20 protein-coding genes are annotated in these 21,730 nt (G+C 48.4%); 11 read left to right on the top strand and 9 right to left on the bottom strand.

The features are described from left to right. Positions 1 to 6: 6 nt before the first annotated feature. Genes capB through V7723_RS12180 form a run of 6 tightly spaced genes read right to left on the bottom strand, consistent with a single transcriptional unit; the run spans position 7 to position 6,147 of the window. Positions 7 to 1,782, bottom strand: coding sequence for a caprolactamase subunit beta (capB, locus tag V7723_RS12155; RefSeq protein ID WP_335684743.1), 1,776 nt, complete (start codon positions 1,780 to 1,782; stop codon positions 7 to 9). 59 nt (positions 1,783 to 1,841) lie between these two features. Further along, complete coding sequence (locus V7723_RS12160; protein WP_335684744.1) at positions 1,842 to 2,816, bottom strand: biotin-dependent carboxyltransferase family protein; 975 nt, start codon at positions 2,814 to 2,816, stop codon at positions 1,842 to 1,844. Further along, positions 2,806 to 3,681, bottom strand: coding sequence for a 5-oxoprolinase subunit B family protein (locus V7723_RS12165; protein WP_335684745.1), 876 nt, complete (start codon positions 3,679 to 3,681; stop codon positions 2,806 to 2,808). Before V7723_RS12165 ends, V7723_RS12160 begins: the two co-directional genes overlap by 11 nt. A 28-nt stretch (positions 3,682 to 3,709) precedes the next feature. Next, the gene (locus V7723_RS12170; protein ID WP_335684746.1) at positions 3,710 to 5,074 is read right to left on the bottom strand and encodes an acetyl-CoA carboxylase biotin carboxylase subunit; all 1,365 of its coding nucleotides are present in this window, start codon (positions 5,072 to 5,074) and stop codon (positions 3,710 to 3,712) included. A gap of 47 nt (positions 5,075 to 5,121) precedes the next feature. Then, a complete protein-coding gene (locus V7723_RS12175) occupies positions 5,122 to 5,364 on the bottom strand; it encodes an acetyl-CoA carboxylase (protein WP_335684747.1) in 243 nt (80 codons plus the stop codon). Between the two features lie 54 nt (positions 5,365 to 5,418). Next, entirely contained in the window at positions 5,419 to 6,147 is a 729-nt protein-coding gene (locus V7723_RS12180; RefSeq protein WP_335684748.1) for a LamB/YcsF family protein, read from the bottom strand. A 129-nt stretch (positions 6,148 to 6,276) separates the two neighbouring features. Here V7723_RS12180 and V7723_RS12185 point away from each other — a divergent pair, with 129 nt between their 5' ends. The 7 genes from V7723_RS12185 to V7723_RS12215 all read left to right on the top strand — a co-directional run bounded on the left by V7723_RS12185 (position 6,277) and on the right by V7723_RS12215 (position 14,051). After that, the gene (locus tag V7723_RS12185; protein ID WP_335684749.1) at positions 6,277 to 7,188 is read left to right on the top strand and encodes a LysR family transcriptional regulator; all 912 of its coding nucleotides are present in this window, start codon (positions 6,277 to 6,279) and stop codon (positions 7,186 to 7,188) included. 37 nt (positions 7,189 to 7,225) lie between these two features. Next, positions 7,226 to 7,981, top strand: coding sequence for an SDR family NAD(P)-dependent oxidoreductase (locus V7723_RS12190; RefSeq protein WP_335684750.1), 756 nt, complete (start codon positions 7,226 to 7,228; stop codon positions 7,979 to 7,981). A 106-nt stretch (positions 7,982 to 8,087) separates the two neighbouring features. Next, entirely contained in the window at positions 8,088 to 9,710 is a 1,623-nt protein-coding gene (locus V7723_RS12195) for a GMC family oxidoreductase (RefSeq protein WP_335684751.1), read from the top strand. Then, the gene (locus V7723_RS12200) at positions 9,707 to 10,135 is read left to right on the top strand and encodes a hypothetical protein (RefSeq protein ID WP_335684752.1); all 429 of its coding nucleotides are present in this window, start codon (positions 9,707 to 9,709) and stop codon (positions 10,133 to 10,135) included. The genes V7723_RS12195 and V7723_RS12200 overlap by 4 nt, the downstream gene beginning before the upstream one ends. A gap of 183 nt (positions 10,136 to 10,318) precedes the next feature. Next, positions 10,319 to 11,206 (top strand): FAD binding domain-containing protein, encoded by an 888-nt coding sequence (locus V7723_RS12205; protein ID WP_335684753.1) that lies wholly within the window; start codon positions 10,319 to 10,321, stop codon positions 11,204 to 11,206. Further along, on the top strand, positions 11,203 to 11,697 hold the full coding sequence (locus V7723_RS12210) for a (2Fe-2S)-binding protein (protein ID WP_335684754.1): 495 nt from the start codon (positions 11,203 to 11,205) through the stop codon (positions 11,695 to 11,697). Before V7723_RS12205 ends, V7723_RS12210 begins: the two co-directional genes overlap by 4 nt. Further along, positions 11,694 to 14,051, top strand: a complete 2,358-nt coding sequence (locus V7723_RS12215) for a xanthine dehydrogenase family protein molybdopterin-binding subunit (RefSeq protein ID WP_335684755.1) — start codon at positions 11,694 to 11,696, stop codon at positions 14,049 to 14,051. The genes V7723_RS12210 and V7723_RS12215 overlap by 4 nt, the downstream gene beginning before the upstream one ends. Before the next feature lie 315 nt (positions 14,052 to 14,366). Here V7723_RS12215 and V7723_RS12220 read toward each other — a convergent pair whose 3' ends face one another. The 3 genes from V7723_RS12220 to V7723_RS12230 all read right to left on the bottom strand — a co-directional run bounded on the left by V7723_RS12220 (position 14,367) and on the right by V7723_RS12230 (position 16,188). After that, positions 14,367 to 14,864: a hypothetical protein gene (locus tag V7723_RS12220; RefSeq protein WP_335684756.1), complete on the bottom strand. Its 498-nt coding sequence runs from the start codon at positions 14,862 to 14,864 to the stop codon at positions 14,367 to 14,369. Positions 14,865 to 15,208: 344 nt separating this feature from the next. Continuing rightward, positions 15,209 to 15,595 (bottom strand): rhodanese-like domain-containing protein, encoded by a 387-nt coding sequence (locus tag V7723_RS12225; protein ID WP_335684757.1) that lies wholly within the window; start codon positions 15,593 to 15,595, stop codon positions 15,209 to 15,211. 143 nt (positions 15,596 to 15,738) lie between these two features. Then, a complete protein-coding gene (locus V7723_RS12230; protein WP_335684758.1) occupies positions 15,739 to 16,188 on the bottom strand; it encodes a host attachment protein in 450 nt (149 codons plus the stop codon). Positions 16,189 to 16,305: 117 nt separating this feature from the next. Between V7723_RS12230 and V7723_RS12235 the strand changes: the two genes are divergently transcribed. The 4 genes from V7723_RS12235 (at position 16,306) to ftsH (ending at position 21,700) form a co-directional block, all read left to right on the top strand. Next, positions 16,306 to 17,913: a bifunctional aminoglycoside phosphotransferase/ATP-binding protein gene (locus tag V7723_RS12235; protein ID WP_335684759.1), complete on the top strand. Its 1,608-nt coding sequence runs from the start codon at positions 16,306 to 16,308 to the stop codon at positions 17,911 to 17,913. A gap of 583 nt (positions 17,914 to 18,496) precedes the next feature. After that, complete coding sequence (locus V7723_RS12240; RefSeq protein WP_335684760.1) at positions 18,497 to 19,441, top strand: DnaJ C-terminal domain-containing protein; 945 nt, start codon at positions 18,497 to 18,499, stop codon at positions 19,439 to 19,441. Further along, the gene (locus V7723_RS12245) at positions 19,438 to 19,773 is read left to right on the top strand and encodes a MerR family transcriptional regulator (RefSeq protein WP_335684761.1); all 336 of its coding nucleotides are present in this window, start codon (positions 19,438 to 19,440) and stop codon (positions 19,771 to 19,773) included. Before V7723_RS12240 ends, V7723_RS12245 begins: the two co-directional genes overlap by 4 nt. A gap of 67 nt (positions 19,774 to 19,840) precedes the next feature. Then, a complete protein-coding gene (gene ftsH, locus V7723_RS12250; protein ID WP_335684762.1) occupies positions 19,841 to 21,700 on the top strand; it encodes an ATP-dependent zinc metalloprotease FtsH in 1,860 nt (619 codons plus the stop codon). The last annotated feature ends 30 nt before the right edge of the window (positions 21,701 to 21,730 follow it).

The following is a 21,730-nucleotide window of genomic DNA, read 5'->3' on the forward strand; positions in this document are numbered from 1 at the left end:
AAATAGCTAGGCAGCAATGGATTTAGCGCGCAGCGTCTCCGTCGCCGCCGCATCCACTTCCAGGGTTTTCGGGTTTTTGAAGACCACGCCATAGTCACCAGCAGCGCCCTTAATCGACACCAAACCATTCTTAACGTCATCCACCACATTCGGAATCTCACGCTCAAACGGATTTCCATAACCGCCTCCGCCCGGGTTCATATTGGTAACAGTGTCACCAGGCTGGATGCTATCAATGACGTTCTCACGTATTATCTGAATTTTCCCTTTGTGTTTCACCTCGATGTGTCCCACTTTTTTATCGACAAGAGTCGATCTCGCACCAGCGGCGCCCATAGCCGGAATGTGGCGTCCCTCACCAAAAGTGATGAAGGTCATCTCGCTATCCAAAGGTTCGACCTCCCAAGCTGTTCCAGATCCACCCCGATATTTCCCTGCGCCGCCAGAATCTTCCATCAACGAATATTTATGAATCACGATCGGGTAAGAATATTCTAAAAGCTCGACATCCCCAGATGTTAAGGCGCCGAAACAGCACTGTGGTCCGCACGCGTGCCAGCCGTCCTGTTGTGGTGTCGCACCAGCACCTGAAATCATGCTCGCTAACACCATTGTGACGTATTCTTCGTCATGTCGTTTGTCCCATCCGGTAATATTCAAACCGTTTGAATGACCCCAAGACGCTGATACTTTCGACGGCATCGCATGTTCAAATGCTAAGCGAACTGCGTCGGTTAATGTCTCCATTGGGGTTGTCGTACAATTCATATGCGGAGCAGGCTCCATCGCGTTACAAAGCGTTCCTTTAGGCCCCATGTCGACGCTGATACAGCGATACAGCCCTTCATTGTACGGGGGTGGTAGCTGCGCATACATCATAAGCCCGAGATACACGCCTGAGTAAGAGTTCCCCTCATAGGAATTGATGAAATACGGGATCTGCGGCGGGCTTGCAATTTCAATATGGCAGGCATCATTTTTGATGGTTACGGTCGCCGTAATATCAATGTCACCGAAGCCGTGACCAGCATCTTCAAGAACTGCCGTTCCAGTATATTTGCCATCCGGCACGGTCGCAATTAACGACCGCATGTGTTGTTCCGCCATCGACAGAAGCTCGGCGATACAAGCGTCAACTTCGTCCATGCCGTATTTCTCGATCAAATTTGTAAGGTTCCGTTCGCCTACTTGGCAGGCACCTATCAATGCGTTGAAATCACCTTCCTGATCGCGACGCGCACGCATGTTAGTCAAGATCATATTTAACACATCTTTGCGTGGCTTGCCTTTATCCCAGATTTTAACCGGCGGAATCCGCAGGCACTCTTCATAGATTTCCTTTGCATTTGGATTATAGCCAGCTGGAACTGGCCCACCAATGTCCGTCAGATGTCCTTTGCAAACAGTCCAGTATCGGAGCTTGCCGCCATAAAATACGGGCTTGTAAAAACAAACGTCGATTGCGTGGCTACCACCATAGGCTGGGTCATTATGCAATATAAGGTCGCCTTCGTGAATATCGTCGCCAAAGTATGCAGCGACAACTTTCATCGCAGGGATCAAGGATCCCAAATGGATAGGAATGTCTTGCCCCTGCAAGATCATCTCGGGTTCACCATTAAAAAGGGCTGTCGAGTAGTCGTGCGCCAAATTGAACACGCTGGAGCGCGCGGTTTTCTCAAGGGATAACGTCATCTCTCTTTGTGTGGTCTCCAGGATGCCACGAACAACAGATAATGTGATTGGGTCAACCTTGCTCTTATTTTTTGCCTTCTTTGCCATAATAACCTCTTATTGAAAAAATATTATCCGCTGCCGCAACAGCCCTTTTCCTTTTTAAGCTATCTCAATGATTCCCTTATCTTATTGAGCATATCCCTCCGATTTTGACGCGCTGCAAGCGCCTCTTCCATATCTACTTTGACGAAACGGGTTTCGGAATGCGGTTGAAGTTGTCCAATCAAATCCATATCAGCGGAAATCACGGTACCAACCATAAAATACCCGCCGCCCGACACTGCATCACGATGCAGAACGATTGGTTCTGTGCCACCCGGCACTTGGATCGATCCATAAGGATAACATCCATCAACAATATTTGACGGATCAGAACCCGCGCCAAATGGACGCTTTCGTTCGTTGAATTGAATGTTCTGACCACCTTTGAAACGATACCCGATACGGTCAGCTTCAGACGCAACTTTCCATATATCAGAAAAAAAGTTAGCTCCTGATTTCTCGGTAATCCAATGCCAGTAAAGCCCCGGTAGAGCCCTTAACTCGGCAGGGTCACCTGGCAGACGCCGAAGCTCCAGCGCCACAGATCTTCCACTACCTGCCCCCAGGCTTTTTGACAACAATTCCAGTTCATCGTCTTTAATCAGCGGTCGACCTTCATGACCGCCAAGCGCGCCGAGAGCATAAGTTGATCTGCTGCCTAACACTACGGGAACGTCTATGCCGCCGGAAATAGCGATATATGCTCGCGCCCCGGATTTTAGGTAATCAAACGACAATACCTGACCTGCTTTTACTTCAAAAGACGACCATGAGTCGCGCACGTCACCATCAACTTTTGGCGGCAAATCACCGCCAGTGACAGCAACTGTCGCATCGGTAGTGAATTCTAGCTCGGGGCCCATAAACACCGCTTCAAGAACAGCCGCACCTTCATCATTGCCAACAAGCATGTTGGCAACCCGGAGCGCATAGCGATCCATGCCACCCGAAATCGGAATACCTAAATGATAATAACCAGGGCGTCCAAGATCCTGAACTGTGGTCGCAAGTCCCGGAGAATTGACTTTAATCGCCATAGAGAGCCTCCTCAAGCTTGTGATTGTAGGCATCGATGTCTTTATTGAAATCATCGAGAGAAAATGTGACTGATTTCACTAGTGGCTGGTAAGTTCCAGCCTCTACATCGGCAGCGATTTTGTCATGTGTCGCATGATCGATTGGCGCGAACTTGACAATGTCACCGGGCCTAAAAAACACCATAAAATCTTTTAGGTAGCTGATTTCCTGTTTGGGATCATAAATTGGCAGGGGTGTCACACCAAACATCTGATAACCACCAGCACCTCGCACCGAATAGATACAGGAAAAACATCCTCCGTAACCTACCGTCAGTTTTGGTGTATCCGTGCGAGGCCTGAGATATTTCGGCACCTCAAGCTGGCGAGCGCGATCAACCATCTGATAAAGAAACGGTAACCCTGCCACAAAGCCGACCATTGAAACAAACCAAGGTGCGGCGTGGTGCGCCTTTATAAATTCATCAGCATTATCAAATCCATTGATCTTCGCCGCATAATCAAGGTCAGTACCGCTGGGGTCCTGATGGCGCTTTCGAAAGCGCATTAAAGTTTCGTGCGTCCACGGGTCTTTATAGAAGACTGGCACTTCAACAATTCGTGTTTCAATAATATGATCAGCATGTTCCGCTGTTTTTTCAATTTCCTTGAGTTCTGCTAACATCTCGCTAGGGCTGATCACATCAGGGTCAAACTTGATCTGGAAGGACGCGTTTGCCGGACATATTTCTGTAACACCCTTTATTTTCTTGTCACGGACGCCGTTCGTCATCGACAAGCTTTTAAAAAAGGCTTCGAGAGACATTTCTTCGTCTACCTCAACAAAGATGTGTTCATCGCCGCCGAATGTGTATCTCGTTTTCATAAATTACTTACCTTCCCAGTTATACCTGTTAGGCCAATTTTGCTTTGTTTTTCTCCAACCAACCCTCAAGCCATCGGGTGTCAAACTTTGCATGACGAATTTCCTCATCCGCAGCCAAGGCAATAAACAATGGTTTTGTCGTTTTCACACCTTCGATTTTGAGTTCATGCAGAGCGCGTTGCAACCGATTTATTGCTGCGTTTCTGTCTTCGTCCCAAACGATCAACTTACCAAGTAGTGAATCATAAAAAGGAGGAATGGCATATCCTGCATACAGCATTGTATCAAAGCGAACCCCTGGTCCGCCTGGTGCAGTAAGTTCGCCAACGACGCCAGGGAAAGGCATAAAATCCATTGCCGGATCTTCCGCATTAATGCGAACTTCAATGGCATGGCCGCGCGCAACAATGTCTTTTTGGGTATAGCGTAACGGTTCTCCGCCAGCGATACGGATCATCTCACGAACCAAATCAATTCCGCAAATCAATTCCGAAACAGGATGCTCGACCTGAATGCGAGTATTCATCTCTATGAAATGAAAATCCTGTGTCTTATCATCGTATAAAAATTCGACTGTGCCTGCACCTTTGTAATTAACTGATACAGCTAATGATACGGCTGCGCGGCAAAGTTCGGTTCGAACGTTCTCTGGTAGCATTGCCGCAGGAGCCTCTTCCCACACTTTCTGGCGTCGACGCTGTAGAGAGCATTCGCGCTCATAGCAATGAACAGCGTTAATACCGTCGCCTAATACTTGCACTTCAACATGACGTGCCGCGTCAATAACTTTTTCAATATAGAGACCGCCGTCACCAAACGCTGCTTCGGCTTCGGCCTTTGCTTGTGGAGCTTGGTGTTCAAATTCAGTCATATTGCCAACAATCCGGATCCCACGACCACCGCCACCAGCGGCAGCCTTGATCATCACGGGAAAGCCCGTTTTATCGACAACCGCACGGGCTTCTTCTATATCTTGTATGCGACCATTACTACCGGGTACAGTCGGAACGCCAGCCTTTGCGGCGACTTGCCGCGCCGATACTTTGTCACCCATCATGCGAATCGTGTCGCCGCTCGGTCCAACAAAAATCATTCCTGCTGCGACCACAGCGTCTGCAAAATCAGCATTTTCCGAAAAAAACCCGTACCCCGGATGAACCGCATCGGCCTTGGTGTTTGTCGCAGCTTCGATAATTGCGGAAACATTCAAATAAGATTTTGATGCCTGCGCGCCACCTATATTAATGGACTCATCTGCTATCTTTACCGCAAGAGAGTTAGCGTCAGCATCACTGTACACCTGTATAGTATGAATGCCCAGTTCCTGCGCAGCACGAATTATCCGTACCGCAATTTCGCCGCGATTGGCGATTATAAGCCTACGAATAGTCATGATACGCCCTTTAACATCCTAACGTGATTTATCTTAATTGCTTGCTATTAGTCAGACAGTTCAAGTATCGGCTGCCCGGCCATCACCGCGTCTTCATTTTCAATTAGAAACGAACTTATCGTTCCACTGACATCCGACGTCACTTCGTGGAATGACTTCATTACCTCTACCAAGCCAACGACGTCACCGACAGCGACGCTATCGCCTTCAGTTTTGTATACGGGGTCGTCTGGAGTCGGCTTCCGATAAAACGTGCCGGGAAGCGGAGATAGTACTTGTTTATTTGTCATTATTCCTCATCCATCACCAAAAATTTTACGATTGTTTTCCTGTAACATTAAGTCTTAATCTGCCATGTACGGTTGGATTGCCTTGCGAACAGCTGTCGCTATTTCAACCGCATTGGGTGTATCTGAATGTACGCAAATCGAATCTGCGCGTACAGCGATCTGGTTCCCACCAATTGTTGTTGCCTTATCTTCGTTAATTGCTTGAAGGCATTTAGCCGCAGCGCCGATTGCGTCGAACGCTTCGTGGACTTGAGTGACGATTAAACTGCCGTCATCATTATAGTCTAGATCTGCGTAAAACTCAGACACAAATTCATGCCCACGCGCGGGATACACCGTTTCATGGAGCGTGCCGATCATTCCAAGCAATGGAACCTTGAATACGTCAGCGGCATCACAAACGGCATCCGCAATATGCTCTTGTCTAGCAGCCATACCGTAAAGCGACCCGTGCGGTTTGATGTGATTGAGACTCATACCCTCTGCGTCAAGAAATCCCTTCAACGCGCCAATCTGATAAATCAGGCAATTCGCCATCTCTTCGCGCGACATCTTCATTTCGCGGCGACCAAATCCTTGAAAATCTGGCAAAGATGGATGTGCCCCAACTTTGACACCACACTGCTTCGCTAGCCGAACAGTTTTTCGCATATGATTGAAATCCGATGCGTGAAAACCGCATGCAACATTTGCAATCGAAATAAGAGGCATTAGACCTTCGTCATCACCCATTCGGTATAGGCCGAAACCTTCTCCCATGTCACAGTTCAACGTAACCGCCATTATCTATTTCCTTATCGTGTTACATCGGCATTATTAATATCTGGAGTTTGGCAATGATTAAGTGGTATTGTAAAATATAAAAAAGCGCTTAATGATATCGATTTTATAGATGCAGACTAGGATCCAATTATGCCGTTAACGTTGAAACAAATTCGATACTTCATCGCCGCAGCGGATTTTGGACAAATTTCTCTAGCAGCTAAACAATTCAATATTTCTCAGTCAACAGTGACAGCGTCAATTCACCAACTAGAAGAAGACGTTGGAGTGCCATTATTTGAACGCCTGCCGTCAGGTGTCTCGCTTACCAATGAGGGAGCGCGATTTTTACAGCATGCTCACAATATTATGGCCGCCGTCACCGAAGCGGTCCAAACTCCGTTGTCAACCGAAACCAATTTATCAGGGAATATTCGCGTCGGTGTGACCAACACTGTTGCAGGTTATTTTATGACGAAGCTCTACGTTCGCTTCACGCGAAGTTATCCAAACCTTAAGCTTGAAATGTTTGAGCTGCCCCGCCCCAAGATAGAAACCGGCCTTCTAAAAGGTGGTCTCGATATTGCGGTCATTCTGGTGTCAAACCTTAAAGATAAGCAACACCTTGAGTATGAAACTTTGCTCCGCTCGAAGCGCCGCCTTTGGCTGCCGTCAAATCATCCGCTATGTGAAGCATCAACCATCACTTTTAATGACGTTTCTCAAGAGCCCTACATCATGTTGACCATTGATGAGGCCGATCAAACGGCCGATAAATATTGGATACCATCAGGACTTCGCCCAAAAACAATTTTTACAACGTCAGCCGCAGAGTCCGTGCGAAGTATGGTAGCCGCGGGCATGGGGGTTACAATCCTGTCTGATATGGTTTATCGCCCGTGGTCGCTTGATGGCCAACGGATAGAAACTGTTAATCTTTCAGAAGATATTCCAACAATGGATGTCGGTTTAGCATGGAACCCTGAGAACACGATGACGCCAATGACAAAAGCGTTCATGGATTTTATGAGTCTTTCGTTCAGTGGTGTCAGTTCAGATTAGATTGTTCTTAAAACAGCAAACTTTGCGGAGGTCGAAAATGAAGTTGAAGAATAAGGTGGCCATAGTTACCGGTGGATCGCGTGGAATTGGCGCGTGTATAAGCAAACGACTTGCTTTCGAAGGCGCAATTGTAGCGGTTGTTGCGCGGTCCAGAAAATCAGAAGCCGATGCGATCATTGAGTCTATTAAAATTGATGGCGGAAAAGCTTATGTTCATATGATTGATTTGTCGACACCCGCCAATTGTAAGCAGCTAGTTGATCAAGTGATCGCAGAAACGGGGCGCGTAGATATTTTAGTCAACAATGCCGGTATTTTTACGCCGACACCCATTGAAGAAACCACTGAAGAAATTTGGGATCGTCAGTTAGACATCAATCTCAAATCGGCATTCTTTCTGAGCAAGGCGGTTGTAGCCAATATGAAGCCGCGCGGAAGCGGCAAAATTATCAATGTAACGTCAATTGCTGGTGTTGGCGGTTTTCCTAACTCGGCTGCATATTGCGCTTCTAAGGGCGGGCTCATCAATATGACCAAAGCCATGTGTTTGGAGTTGGCAAAGTTCGGGATCAATGTAAATGCAGTAGCGCCCGGCAACATTAAAACAGAAATTAATGCAGACCTGCGAAAGATCGATGGTTACGACGATAAAAACGCCTCTCTCACGCCTAATGGCATCGGGCATTTGGATCCAGAAGAACTGACTGGCGCGGTTGTTTTTCTCGCCTCAGCTGACGCCAATTCTGTCCACGGTATAAACTTGCTTGTCGATGGCGGATGGTCTGCCTGGTAGCGGATTGACTCTTTTTGGAAGTTGCAATTAGATCTGGTACTTGAATATAATGATCTCGATCAAACATAATTTGGCCAAGAAACTTGTACGAATGGGCTGAGGCAAAATGACAAAACAAGCTGATCGCGCTGAAGTTCTCATTGTCGGTGCCGGTGTGTCTGGTGCTATTGCAGCGAAACATTTGGCCGAGGCAGGGGTTCGTGTTGTTTGCTTAGAGCAGGGTCGCAAAATCGAATCAGAAGAGTTTTACGGTGACAAACCGGAATGGGAATTGATGTCACAGAAGCGTTGGCACCCTAATCCAAATGTTCGCGGCCTGCCGACAGATTATCCGATCGACGTGTCAGAATCTGATGTTAATCCGCTGATGTACAGCGCTGTCGGTGGCAGCAGCATTATTTGGGCGGCTCATTGGCAGCGCTTCATGCCGTCAGATTTCCGCGTTCGTTCACTCGACGGTGTTGCGGATGATTGGCCGTTTAAGTATGAAGATCTTGAACCGTTTTATGACCTTGTCGATATCGAGATGGGTGTCTCGGGCTTGGCCGGCGACCCGGCCTACCCACCTATGTCGCCGCCGCCATTACCGCCCCACCCCATTGGTGCGATCGGCAAACGAGCTGCCAAAGGTATGAACGATTTGGGTTGGCATTGGTGGCCAGCATCACAGGCTATCCCGTCACGCCCATATCGGAACTTGAGCCAATGCGCGAGACGAGGAACTTGCATGCAAGGCTGCCCAGAAAATGCAAAAGCTTCGACCGATCTCACTCATTGGCCCGATGCGCTGAAATCCGGCGCTGTTCTGATCACCGGCGCCCGGGTGCGCCAAATCACCTTGAACGCGCAAGGCAAAGCGAATGGGGCAATCTATTTGGATCGTGATGGCGCCGAGCAATTGCAAACAGCAGATACAGTCATTATGTGTGCCAATGGCGTCGGCACTCCGCGCCTATTGCAGCTTTCGGCGACTGCTACACACCCCGACGGATTGGCGAATTCATCAGGCTTGGTTGGGCGCAATTTGATGATGCACCCGTTTGCCGCCGTCGTTGGATACTTTGATGAGCCGATGGAAAGTTGGGTTGGCCCTGCTGGGCAAGCAATACAGTCGATGCAGTTTTATGAAACTGATGAAAAGCGCGGCTTTGTCCGTGGTGCAAAATGGAATGCCATGCCAACAGGTGGTCCACTTGGCCTGCGATCTGTTTACGGCGGAAAACCGCTCGAGGATTCATGGGGAGCGACTCTACATCGATCTACTAAGAAGCGATTAGGCCGGTCTTTCGAATGGGGGATTATTGCCGAAGATTTGCCAAGTCTCGACAATCGAGTTGTCTTAGACGACACATTATTAGATTCCGACGGAATCGCCGCGCCTAAGGTGATCTACAAAAATTCAGAAAACACAAAACGTCTATTGGCCTACCACCTTGAGCGCGCAAAAGAAGCGATGGAGGCATCTGGTGCAACTGATATGTCGACAACCGAGTTGATGCGTGATTGCGGATGGCACCTAATGGGAACTTGCCGCATGGGAAACGATCCGAAAACTTCAGTCACTAACCAATGGGGTCAGTGTCATGACGTTCCCAATTTATACATATTTGACGGCAGCTTGTTTGTCACCTCATCTGGCTTTAACCCGACAGCCACCATCGCCGCAATCGCGTTGCGCTGCGTAGCTCATATGATTGAAAACCGTAGCACTGCAGCGGTGGCATTATGACCGATCAAATCTTAAAACCCATTGAACATGAAACGCTGGCCGCGCTAGCAGATGTATTGATACCTTCCGCAGAGTCGATGCCGGCATTTAGTGAACTTAAAGGGCATCAAAACCATGTAGAACGTGTGCTAATATTGCGCCCCGAACTGCAGGCCGACCTGCGCCGAGCTCTAGCGCGTGCTGATGCTTTGTCACCCAGCGATACAATTGAGAAACTAAATATGGACGACCCGCAGGCTTTTGGCACACTCGGACTCGTCGCCTCGTCGGCATATTATTTGGACGCCAGTGTTCGTAAACTACTTGGCTATCCGGGACAAATCAGTCGGCCAGCAAGCCCTGACGAAGAACACGATTATCTGCACGATGATATCTTGCAACCCGTTATTGCCCGAGGCCCGATATATCGAGAAGTGCCCGACTAAAGTGACAGAAGGACAGCGGCCTGATCACTTTTTATTTTTGGCACCTTACCGTGCCATCGTAAAAGCAGATGCGTTAAATCAAAAATTTGAATTTTCCATACTGCACTACATTGAATAGAATTTTTTGCTAGATATTCGTTATGTATTCCATTGTAGGAATACGTTGCTGGGAATTATCGCGAAATGCAAACAACAACCGACGAAATTTCGTCGAGCCCACTAATTTTTGCAAATAGTATCAAAGAGGCGCTTTCTGGTCTCAAATCAGCGGGCTCAAAATCCATACTACTTGCAGGAGGTACTTGGTTGATGCGTGCCGAAGCGCGTCAGGAAACCAACAATAAAGTGTTTGTCTCTCTTGCTGGTATTGAAGAATTGCACGTTACCGAGGTTAGTGAAGCCTCGATCAAGGTGGGCAGTATGGTCACACACGATGCATTGTCGAAAGCTGTCGTTGGCATGGAAGACCTAGCAGGTCTATTTTACGCAGCCAACAACTCGGCAAACCCCGCAATTCGTCTCATGGCCACTGTTGGCGGTAATATCTGTACGACCGAGTTTGCCGCCGCCGATTTACTCCCTGTACTTTTATCGCTTGATGCAACTATAGAACTGCAGAGTCTTTCTGGAACGCGAAAAATCTCTGTAGCCGATTTTGTTGCAAATGGGCGGCGATTGACGAACGCAGAATTGCTCACCCATATTCACATACCTCGCAGTGGTCGTTTTAGTTCACATACCCGATTGTTGATGAGAAAAGCTGGAGAATATCCAGTCGCCAACCTCAGTCTTTGCGCTGACTTTGACCATGGCGGCAAAATAAGTTTTGTCCGCATTGTTGTTGGTTCTGTAGAAATGCAGCCAAAACGTTGGATCGGATTGGAACGGACAATTCTTGGCGCAAGGGCTATCGAAATCGACGTTAAAGGACTAGCAAAGTCTCATGTCGATGAGTTTGAGGGTCGCGAGGGCACAGATGCTCCCGCTTGGTACCGCAAAAAAATATTGCCGGTTCTCGCCTCGCGTGCTTTTTCAGAGGCTGTCTTATCATACAATATGAGCGCCATATGATCATCAATCTGACCATCAACGGCGACACGAGAAATTATCACGGAGATCCTCGATCTTCACTATTGGAGGTACTCCGCAAACACTTCCACCTAACAGGGGCAAAGGCTGTTTGCAACGAAGGATTTTGCGGCGCGTGCACCGTTCACGTCAATGGCAGCCCCATAATGTCTTGCCTTCAACCAATCGGTGTCCTGGATGGCGCCGACGTCACCACCATCGAAGGCATTGCATCAATGGATGAACTCAACATCGTCCAGCAAGCTTTTGAGGACTTTGATGTAGTCCAGTGCGGCATGTGTTTTCCCGGCATGGTTATGAGCCTATCAGCATTTCTTAAAAAAAACCCGAACCCTAGTCGTGATGAAATAAAATTCGCGATGACAGGAAATATTTGTCGGTGCACAGGCTATGAACGCATTATTGATGCCCTGATGTCATTGCAGTCTCTTGAACAAACTCCGTCGCAGAAAAATGTAGAGGTGGCACCATGAGCAGCAAATTAAATTCAAGAGACGCCGTTATGGACTTCCCGCGCCGCGATGCACGAGACAAATTGCGCGGTCGCACCAAGTATACAGTCGACATCGGCGGCTCAGACGCCCTTCATGCTGTGCTATTACGAGCTACTGTCCCGAGCGCCCGATTGATCAGCATTGATACCTCTGAAGCAAAAAAAATGCCCGGCGTAAAGGCAATTTCAACCCATTTAGATGCACCGGGCCTACACGGTATTGGTATTTCAGATCAACCTATATTTGCCAGTAAAATTATCCGCTACCATGGTGAACCAATTGCCGCAGTGGCAGCCTTCACAAAGGCTCAGGCTGAAGCTGCAGTGGCGGCAATAAAGGTCACGCTTGAAATGGATCGCGCCCTTCTAACTATGGAGGAGGCGCTAAGAAAGGAAGCTCCGCTAGTTCACCCAAATTGGAAAAACTATGAGATCCTTTTGGATGGTGCCTCGCGAGGGGGAAACATCGCTTGGGAAGCAACCGTAGAGCGTGGCGATACAAAAGCTGCATTTTCTCGCGAAGATGTGTCAATTGTTGAAGGATGTTACCGGGTAGGGCGACAAAGTCACGTGCCTTTTGAGCCCCGGGCGGTAGTCGCATCATATGAGGATGGTCGATATCATATTCACACGTCGACGCAAGTACCGTGGACTGTTCGACACGTGACAGCAAAGGTGTTGGGTATTCCTGATGCACAGGTCCAAGTAACAGTACCTGCTGTCGGCGGTGGCTTTGGCCTAAAATTTGATTGTTCGCTGGAACCCTATGCCGCCATTCTAGCCAAGAAATCTGGCCGAAGTGTTTCGCTCTTCAACTCGAGGCGAGATGAGCAAATGACCTGCCTTTGCCGTGAAAATGCAGAAATCCGTATTCGCTCGGCAGTTACTAAAGAAGGTGAAATCGTAGGCCGAGAAGCAACTGTTTTGATGGATTGCGGCGCTTATGGAGGAGAACAAGTGTTCCTTACAAGCATGACGGCTCACACACTTGGTGGCAATTATAAACTCGGCTCGGTGCGTATTTCAAGTCGTGCGGTCTACACAAACACGCCGCCAAACGGTGCGTTTCGCGCGTGTAATGGCGTCTACAACACCTTCGCGCTCGAACGACATACTGACGAAATCTGCAAAGCGATTGAAATGGACCAGATTGAGTTTCGCCGCCGCAATGTTGTTGGCAACGCCGATATAGGTGCCACTGGGCAAGTGTTTGAGGGAAATGTTCTTGGGCCAATGCTTGAAAGAATTCTCGCGAAATACCCTGTTAACGACGTAGCAAAAAAACTTCCTGATGGTCGGCTATACGGACGTGCAACGACGGTCGGCACCTGGTTTGTTTTTGTTGGACCATCAGCGGCAACTGTCAATTTGAACTTTGATGGTAGTGTGACTCTTGTGACGTCAGGTGTCGAGATTGGATCCGGAACCATGATGCAATCACTACCACAGATTGTCGCGGCTAGTCTTGGCCTTCATCCAAGTGACGTGATAGTAAAAACAGCGGATACTGACGCTTCAGGCCGTGACTTGGGCGTCGGGGGTGGTCGCACAACAGTATCAATCGGCGCAGCTAGCGTGGCGGCTTGCGACGAAGTGAGAAACAAATTGCTTTCGGTCGCCAGCCAAATGCTACAAACGAAGGCTGATGATTTGATCCTAAAAAACAAACGGGTTGAAATCAAAGGCCACCCAGGATCCGGTGCAACCATTCAGACAATTGTACAACAAGCAGAAATTGATTTTGGCCCCATTTCAGGAAGCGGCGCCTTCACCAATCCTGGCGTTAAAGCGATGCCCGGTTGTGCATCAGGTCACTTTATTGATGCGCTAGATATCCCTGTTTTTACCGTACATGATTGTGAAGTCGCAGTTGACCCAGATACTGGACATGTCGATGTTATTTCCTACCGCATTGTTCAAGATGTAGGACGGGCTCTAAACCCTCGCGCCATCCATGGCCAGATCCAGGGTGGCGTTGTTCAAGGGTTGGGTTATGCCCTCCAAGAAGAAATTACTATCAATGCGGACGGTGCTTTTGACCAAACTAGTTTCGAAACATATAGGCTTCCGCTTGCAGGAGACGTGTTGCCGATAGAGTTTGAGCTGTTTGAAGGGGCGCCTTCAAGCGGGCCATTCGGTACAAAGGGCGCTGGCGAAGTCCCGATTTTGAATGTTGGCGCATCGGTTGCCTGTGCCGTTGCCAATGCAACGGGAAAAGCGATTTCCGAACTGCCGCTTACGCCACCCCGTGTTTTAGAGCTTTTAGATGATGACGCCTATGTCGGAATATCACTTTCACACATCAGCAACGAATGGCACAAAAATACACTCTAAAAGATATTGTCAGGTTACCCTTTCTAAATACCAAATCTTGATGCTTATCAAATAAATATTTTTTTGTTTCAAGGAACTAGGAAGTATTTAGAGTGTTGTCACATTAACTCAACACTTGTCCATTTTAGTCTTAATGAAAGAATTGATAAGCTCCTAAGTCTTTGAAATACAATAATCCACATTCTGATACTCATCGAGATATTGCGCATAGAAAGTTAATGTGACAATGCCGGTCGGCGCCCCTTTGCCTCACATAGGAAAGAAGCTCATCGCTGTCGGAAAGGTCTGGATTGAAATTTGTTTCTGCTGAAACCTTCACATCATGTCGGCCAAAGTTGCGGCCAGATCGGCTCCCAGAATAATTTTCTCTTCACTATCGGGTTGTACAAGCGCAGCCCAGTGCAAATGAACTTGATTTACGGATTTCAGGAAAGGCAAGGCATCGAATACGGCCCTTGCCGATTCCCACGATCCATTCCAACCCACTAGAATATGGTAACCAATTTCGGCGAATGTACCCGAATAAGGCACCAGCAATACCGGTCGACCGCATTCCATCAAGACGTCACCAGCGACTTCTCGTATATTTGCGTCATCTTTATCTTCATTTGCCTGGCCAAGGATAACCAAATCTGCCGCATGAGCACTTTTAATGACATTTTGTGAAATATTTGGGAGCTCAGACTCTTCTTGCCGCCATTCTGCGGAAATACCTTCGCCTGCTGTTACTTTTTCAAACAGCGCGCGAATTTTTAGCGCCTGTTCAAGATGATATTGCTTGTGAGGCAGTAAAGCTTCGCCGGGGATATACATGCCGATCGAAGGATGAATCTGAATTCCGGGGCAAACAAAAAGGCCAATTAAGTGGGCATCATAACAGCGACATTTAACGTTTCTTTTGACCTGTCAAGATTGCTAGCATGTACGAGGATGGTTTTGTAGCCCATAACTGATCCCCAATATTAGATTAATCTTTTCATTATAGGCGACCAAAAATAAGACGCTTTGATATGGATCAATCAGTGAACTTGGCGCATCAACGTTTCGAAATATGCGGAGAGATCTTCAAATTCGCTGAGGCTTAGCTCAAAGTTTGACATTGCCGGATGTCCCCCGCCGATCCCTTCGGCCGATGTTTCGCAAAGATTGCGTGAACATTATTTTTCTTCTGCTGCTTTCCAAGCCTGAAAGCCACCAGCTAAAGAACTAACATCCGAAAATCCCATATCAATCAGAGTTTTCGCAGCCAACGCAGAGCGCCCTCCACTAGCACAGTAAAGCACCAGTCGTTTCTCTGGATCCAAAGCGTCATTATAAGCCGGACTTTCAGGATCAGCCTGAAATTCCAGCATTCCGCGCGGCGCGTGGACTGATCCCGGGATGCCTCCGTCTAAGCCTCTCTCTACCTGTTCCCTGACATCGACAAGCACAACGTCCGGAGCATCCATCAAATATAGAAGGTCTTGTATTGATACTATTTCGATGACGGCGTTGGCTTCTGCAAGCAGCTGCTTAAATCCGTGGCGCAGTGTTGGTTTTTGCATTGACAGTATTCCTCAATTGAGATGTAAAAGTGGGTTAAGTCATTTTGCGCGTGTTAACACACAACTATCTATGTAGGGCAATTTCCCACAAAATATGCCACAAACGGGGAAATCCTTGCTCGGCATTGACATATATCAACGTTTTAAACCGCCAGGAATTTTCCTATGTAGCCGGTTAATTTGGCGTTGGGTATATGATTCAAATTCTTGGGAACATCTTTTGCCACACGCTTTGCAACATGGTTAGGCAACGCTTCTCGGATATCGCCAAGCGTGGTGGGTGCAGCAACGAGTATCAACCGATCAAAACAATCTTCCTTAAGCTTATTTTCCAAAAGGACCGCGACTTTACCTGCAAATTTTTTCTCTTCAAGACGGACAAGGTCTCGGGAAGGTTCCATAGCGTGTTTACTGGGTCCGTTGGAATCAAACGTCCGGCCTGAACGATCTGCCGCCAAGTCGTGGGCGTCCAAGTGATCCTGCTTTAAATCGAGGTCCCTGATTTCCACCAGACCATGACCCGGTCCATCATTCAGCAAGAACCGTGCATGAGTACTGTTTGCAACAACAACCCAGGTGCGCGTCCCCTTCATCTATGCCTCCTAACATTTTCAATAAAGCGGGAATTTTAAATGAAGATACGCTGATTACCTTGATCCAGATCAACGATGTGACAAAAGGATCTGCCTATTATATCTGCGGAGGTAGCCATGCAAAATAACAAGCTGGACAAATTTCCGGTGACAGATGTCCGTTCGCAGGAAGAGGTTTTCGCTTTTTTGCGTCGGCCTTCCAGCTATCAAGCCCCGCCTGACTATGTTGAAGTCCATGAAACCCATGGCGCCGTTGTATTTCTGGCGGGCAACCTAGCGTATAAAGTAAAGAAAGATGTCAAGCTTCCCTATATGGATTTCTCGACGCTAGAAAAACGTCACTACTATTGCCAGCATGAGCTTGATATCAATCGGCCATATGCTCCCGGCCTTTATATAGACATACTACCCATAACCATCGAGACCAACGGATCACTAGCACTCAATGGCAAAGGATCACCTATCGAGTGGGCAATCCGTATGAAGCGTTTCGATCAGGAAAAAATGCTGGATCATCTTCCCCATGCCAAACTTGCAGAGAAACCCCTTATCGAAAAACTGACGACGGCGATCCTCAGATATCATCGATTAGCCCCTAGCGTCGTCATCAGCGATGGCCCACAGAAGATTTCTGCTCTGATTGAGGAGCTTGCTCTCGCATTCTGGGCAGCCCCTGAAATATTTTCGACCGGACAAGCTGCTGAATTCGAGACATTGGCGAGAGAAAATCTAGACCGCACCTACTATTGCCTTCGCTGGCGCGGGCGTCGCGGGTTTGTTCGTCGCTGCCATGGGGACCTGCATCTTCGTAATATCGTGATGATTGATGACGAACCCTTGCCGTTCGACGCCTTGGAGTTTGACGAAGACCTGGCCACCATTGACGTTTTATACGACCTCGCCTTCCTGCTGATGGATCTGGATTACCAGGGCCTTAGCCCCACGGCAAACAGAATACTGAACAAATATCTTTTTTTGTCGAGCAAATACGAAGATATATACGGGCTTAAGGCCATGCCCCTGTTCCTGGCCCTGAGAGCCGGTATTCGCGCCATGGTCTGCGTGGATCACGCCCGGCAGTGCACAGGCAAAAAAGCGGGTGCTAAAACCCGGGAAGCAGGCATCTATTTTCACGCGGCGCTGCACTATTTGCGTCCAAAAAAACCATTGTTGATTGCCATTGGCGGTTTTTCCGGAACAGGAAAAACAACCCTCGCAGAACGGCTGGCCGGCTCTCTTGACCATGCACCGGGATTTCTTCATTTGCGAAGTGATACGGAGCGTAAACAGATTTTCGATGTGGCGGAAACGGACAGGCTCGGATCAAAAGGCTACACAAAAACCGCAGATACCCAAGTTTATGATCACCTACTACGCAAGGCAAGAATTACCCTTAAAGTTGGGCAACGCGTCATCGTTGATGCGGTTTTCTCCAAAGAGCATGAGCGCCGCGCATTTGAAACCCTCGCCAAGGAATTCGATATCCCGTTTATCGGCCTTTGGTTGACGGCAGATGAGGCACAAATGTCTCTGCGGGTAGTCCTTCGCAGGGGTGACGCATCGGACGCCACGCCTGACATTGTTCATCAACAGCTCAGAAGCGATACCGGCTCTAATAACTGGCTTCCCGTCGATGCCAGCGGCACCGAGATCGACACGTTGAAAAATACATTGGCCGTCTTCGAAAGCGCCGCTTTTGACTTAGATCAATGTATCGATATCTGAGGTTTAATAGAAGCGTCTTTACGCACTTTTGATCAAAAAGGAACAGGGATATGGCACAAACTCAGCTACCCCAAAATCCCCTTCGACTTTCAGCTTATCCGGATTTGACGTGAAAGACTATCGTGAGCGATGCATCTTCTTCATCCCAAAAGCTGGTGGAATGACAAGGCGCAACAAATTCCAGGATAAAAGCCCAATGTGAGGGTGCGGAAACGCTTCGACGCAGAAAACTGGATGTTCGGGATCTCTTCAAAATGATGCGAATGGACATCTTTGTTTACTAAAAGTAATAGCAGCCTTAAGTACTAAATTCACAATGAACTAAGCCCACAGGGATCCTCGCTCATTTGGGGTTCAACTATTTCAAGACCAGTTCTTTGAGTCTCATAGAGCGAAGGCGTTTCAGGCTGTTCTCCGTCAATTTATTAGGAACCGCTAATTCAGCAATACAAATAGGAGTATGGTTATGTCTATGATCGTCTATCCAATTGTGCGAAATCAATCCGATCAGTCACAGATATGATACTGTAGCTGCAAAATCCGGATCCTGAATACTCGATATTTAATAATATGAGGCTAATACATGAAAGGCAATCCATACGAGCTTCTGGGTATTAAGCCGGATGCATCGGAAAAGGAAATAAAATCCGCCTACCGTCAGTTGGCGAAAGAGCTTCATCCTGATCTCAATCCGGGTGACGCCAGGGCAGAGGAGCGGTTCAAGGAAATCTCATCAGCCCATGCGCTGCTGAGTGATAAGGAGCAACGCGCTCGTTTCGACCGTGGCGAGATTGACGCTGCGGGCAATGAAAAGTCTCAGCCTCAGCAACAATATTATCGATCCTATGCAGAATCAGGACCGGAACATCATTACTATAATACGGGAGGTTTCAGCGATTTTGGTGATGAAAGTGATTTGTTTTCAGAGCTCTTCGGCCGTGCCCACGCGAAGGGTTCAACCGGCTGGAAGCCTGATGGGCCATATCGCGGATCAGATGTACAATATCAACTAAAAGTTGATTTTCTGGACGCGGTCTGCGGTGCCAAGCGTCGTATTACCATGCCGGACGGGTCAAATCTCGATGTTACCGTTCCTGCTGGCATCGAAGATGGTCAGAACTTGCGCCTGAAGGGAAAGGGCACGCCAGGTGGAAACGGCGGTTCTAGCGGAGACGCCTTCGTCAAAATCGAGATTTTCCCTCACCGGAATTTCAAACGGGACAAGCGGAATATACTTCTGGAACTGCCCATTTCCCTTGATGAAGCCGTTCTCGGTGCAAAAATACCGGTCCCAACGATCCAGGGCACCGTCACCATGGCAATCCCAGTAGGCGCCAGCAGCGGCCAGATCCTGCGACTGAAGGGCAAAGGCATCTCCGCCTCCGGGAAGAAGACAACAGGAGACCAGCTCGTACAATTGAAAATAGTGCTACCGAAGAATATTGATCCGGAATTACAGGCCTTTTTCGAGTCTTGGCAACAGAAAAATAGTTATGCAGTACGCAAGAATCTGGAAGGAGCAATATGATGATAACAGAACAGGAACTTGTCGAGCGGCTACAGGGTGTTTCCCTAAAACGACTCCGGCTCTGGGTAAAACGAGGGTGGATTGCACCTGCTGAGACCAGTGCAGGATACCATTTTAGCGACATAGATGTTGCACGGCTGGAGCTGGTACGACAGCTAAAGATAGATATGGCAGTCAATAACGACGCTATCCCAATAGTATTGTCGCTAATCGATCAGCTTCATGGCCTGCGGTTTGAGCTCAAATCTCTCGCTCGTGCGGTGGAATCCCAACATAAAGATATCCAATCTGCTATTGTTACAGCTTGCGAGGAGATAAGACGTCGCGACTAAATTTACGCAGATTGACATTAGTCAATATCTTACACCACATTTCTAGGGTCTTGAGTGGGAGTTCAATATGAAACAAATACCGGCTTGGGTATGGTTCGTTGTTGTAGGGATTTTTTTCGCTGGTTCTTTACTCACAACCCAGCTGCAACCCACTATGACAAAAGCAGTTGTCGCCTATAGTGACTTCAAGCAGCTCGTCTCGGAAGATGCCATTAAAGTAGTAAAACTGGAAGGTCAGGACGCCACCGCAGAGTTAAAAGTGTCGTCCCCGCTCGGGCCTGACGGTGTGTCAGTAACTACCGTCGAGACAGTCCTTCCCGACGGCGGCGATCCGGAATTACTGAAATTACTGGAAGCCAAAAAGGTGGCCATCTGGAATTCACCGGTAACGGAAGGTAGAAATTGGATTCTTTCGCTGCTGCCCTGGATCATATTTATCGGCATTTACTTATTCATTATGTGGCGGATGCAAGGCAACCTGAAGGACAGATTTGGTGGTCGTAATTCAAGTGATTTCCTTGTCGGGTCCGCCAAACGCGAAGAAAAAGCTGGTCGCCGGGTCACGTTTGACGACGTTGCGGGTCAGGAATCAGCAAAACAGGAAGTTGCTGAACTGGTGGATTTTCTCAAACATCCCGAAGTCTACGAAAATCTCGGCGCCGAGGCGCCTCATGGCGTGCTTCTCGTCGGGCCTCCCGGAACTGGAAAAACATTACTGGCCCGCGCCCTTGCTGGTGAAGCCGGCGTCAATTTTTTCAATATTTCTGCATCCGAATTTATCGAAATGTTTGTCGGTGTCGGTGCCTCCCGGGTTCGCAAGATGTTTGAAGAAGCAAAAAAACGCGCGCCCAGCATTATCTTCATCGATGAATTAGATGCTGTGGGGCGTGTGCGTGGCACAGGGGTGGGCGGAGGCAATGACGAAAGGGAGCAGACACTCAATCAGATCCTGTCAGAAATGGACGGTTTTACGGGCCACGAAACCGTTATTGTTTTGGCAGCCACAAACCGACCTGATGTACTAGATCCTGCACTTTTACGTCCCGGACGTTTTGACCGCCATGTAACTCTTGAACTCCCGGACAAAGCGGCGCGGAAGGCCATTTTGGAAGTACATACGCGGAAAACGCCGCTGGGGGCTGACATTGATCTGGGTATTGTTGCCGCAAATTGCCCGGGATTTTCCGGGGCGGATCTTAAAAATCTGGTGAATGAGGCAGCCATCGCTGCCGCCCGGGAGGGAGTTGATGAAATCTCCATGCTTCATTTTGATGAAATGCGAGACAAAATAATCATGGGAACCGTTCGCACCCTGGCCATCCAGCCAGACGAGCACCATCGCCTGGCGGTCCATGAGGCGGGGCATACGGCCGTTGCCTATTTTCTGCCGAACGCAGATCCTCTTTACAAAGTCACGATTATACCTCGAGGTCGGGCATTGGGTGGCACCCATATGTTGCCGACGGAGGAGCGGCATACTTTACCCGAAGACTATCTCCAAGCTCGCCTTTCTGTATCACTAGCCGGGCGTAGTGCGGAAAAAATATTCATGGGTAATGTTAGTTCCGGGGCGGACGACGATATCAAAACCGCGACTCAACTGGCACGGGCTATGGTCTCTAGATGGGGTATGTCAGATGATATTGGACCGGTTGATGTCCGGCAGAGCGAGGAGCACCCGTTCCTCGGTCGCGAAATAGCACAACCGCGGCGTTTCAGCGAAGACATGTCCAGCAAAGTTGATGACGCCGTCACCAAACTACTGCGGGCGGCGGAAGATCGAGGGCGCGAAATTATTACAGCGAACCGAGCCGTCATTGAGGATCTCGTCAACAAGCTTGAAGCCGATGAGACCGTCAATTATCAAGAGATTGATGCAATCTTAGGCGGTGGAACCGAGGCCAATTGCAACAGCCCGTCAATCTAAATTAGGGTGTGTCAACGTGCCCACAAGCCC

The organism is Sneathiella sp. (assembly GCF_036960985.1).
In the GTDB taxonomy this organism is placed as follows: domain Bacteria; phylum Pseudomonadota; class Alphaproteobacteria; order Sneathiellales; family Sneathiellaceae; genus Sneathiella.

Bases quoted from the DNA above. Each gene is read 5' to 3' on its own strand.
- capB (WP_335684743.1), bottom strand. From the start codon at position 1,782: ATGGCAAAGAAGGCAAAAAATAAGAGCAAGGTTGACCCAATCACATTA.
- V7723_RS12160 (WP_335684744.1), bottom strand. From the start codon at position 2,816: ATGGCGATTAAAGTCAATTCTCCGGGACTTGCGACCACAGTTCAGGAT.
- V7723_RS12165 (WP_335684745.1), bottom strand. From the start codon at position 3,681: ATGAAAACGAGATACACATTCGGCGGCGATGAACACATCTTTGTTGAG.
- V7723_RS12170 (WP_335684746.1), bottom strand. From the start codon at position 5,074: ATGACTATTCGTAGGCTTATAATCGCCAATCGCGGCGAAATTGCGGTA.
- V7723_RS12175 (WP_335684747.1), bottom strand. From the start codon at position 5,364: ATGACAAATAAACAAGTACTATCTCCGCTTCCCGGCACGTTTTATCGG.
- V7723_RS12180 (WP_335684748.1), bottom strand. From the start codon at position 6,147: ATGGCGGTTACGTTGAACTGTGACATGGGAGAAGGTTTCGGCCTATAC.
- V7723_RS12185 (WP_335684749.1), top strand. From the start codon at position 6,277: ATGCCGTTAACGTTGAAACAAATTCGATACTTCATCGCCGCAGCGGAT.
- V7723_RS12190 (WP_335684750.1), top strand. From the start codon at position 7,226: ATGAAGTTGAAGAATAAGGTGGCCATAGTTACCGGTGGATCGCGTGGA.
- V7723_RS12195 (WP_335684751.1), top strand. From the start codon at position 8,088: ATGACAAAACAAGCTGATCGCGCTGAAGTTCTCATTGTCGGTGCCGGT.
- V7723_RS12200 (WP_335684752.1), top strand. From the start codon at position 9,707: ATGACCGATCAAATCTTAAAACCCATTGAACATGAAACGCTGGCCGCG.
- V7723_RS12205 (WP_335684753.1), top strand. From the start codon at position 10,319: ATGCAAACAACAACCGACGAAATTTCGTCGAGCCCACTAATTTTTGCA.
- V7723_RS12210 (WP_335684754.1), top strand. From the start codon at position 11,203: ATGATCATCAATCTGACCATCAACGGCGACACGAGAAATTATCACGGA.
- V7723_RS12215 (WP_335684755.1), top strand. From the start codon at position 11,694: ATGAGCAGCAAATTAAATTCAAGAGACGCCGTTATGGACTTCCCGCGC.
- V7723_RS12220 (WP_335684756.1), bottom strand. From the start codon at position 14,864: ATGTATATCCCCGGCGAAGCTTTACTGCCTCACAAGCAATATCATCTT.
- V7723_RS12225 (WP_335684757.1), bottom strand. From the start codon at position 15,595: ATGCAAAAACCAACACTGCGCCACGGATTTAAGCAGCTGCTTGCAGAA.
- V7723_RS12230 (WP_335684758.1), bottom strand. From the start codon at position 16,188: ATGAAGGGGACGCGCACCTGGGTTGTTGTTGCAAACAGTACTCATGCA.
- V7723_RS12235 (WP_335684759.1), top strand. From the start codon at position 16,306: ATGCAAAATAACAAGCTGGACAAATTTCCGGTGACAGATGTCCGTTCG.
- V7723_RS12240 (WP_335684760.1), top strand. From the start codon at position 18,497: ATGAAAGGCAATCCATACGAGCTTCTGGGTATTAAGCCGGATGCATCG.
- V7723_RS12245 (WP_335684761.1), top strand. From the start codon at position 19,438: ATGATGATAACAGAACAGGAACTTGTCGAGCGGCTACAGGGTGTTTCC.
- ftsH (WP_335684762.1), top strand. From the start codon at position 19,841: ATGAAACAAATACCGGCTTGGGTATGGTTCGTTGTTGTAGGGATTTTT.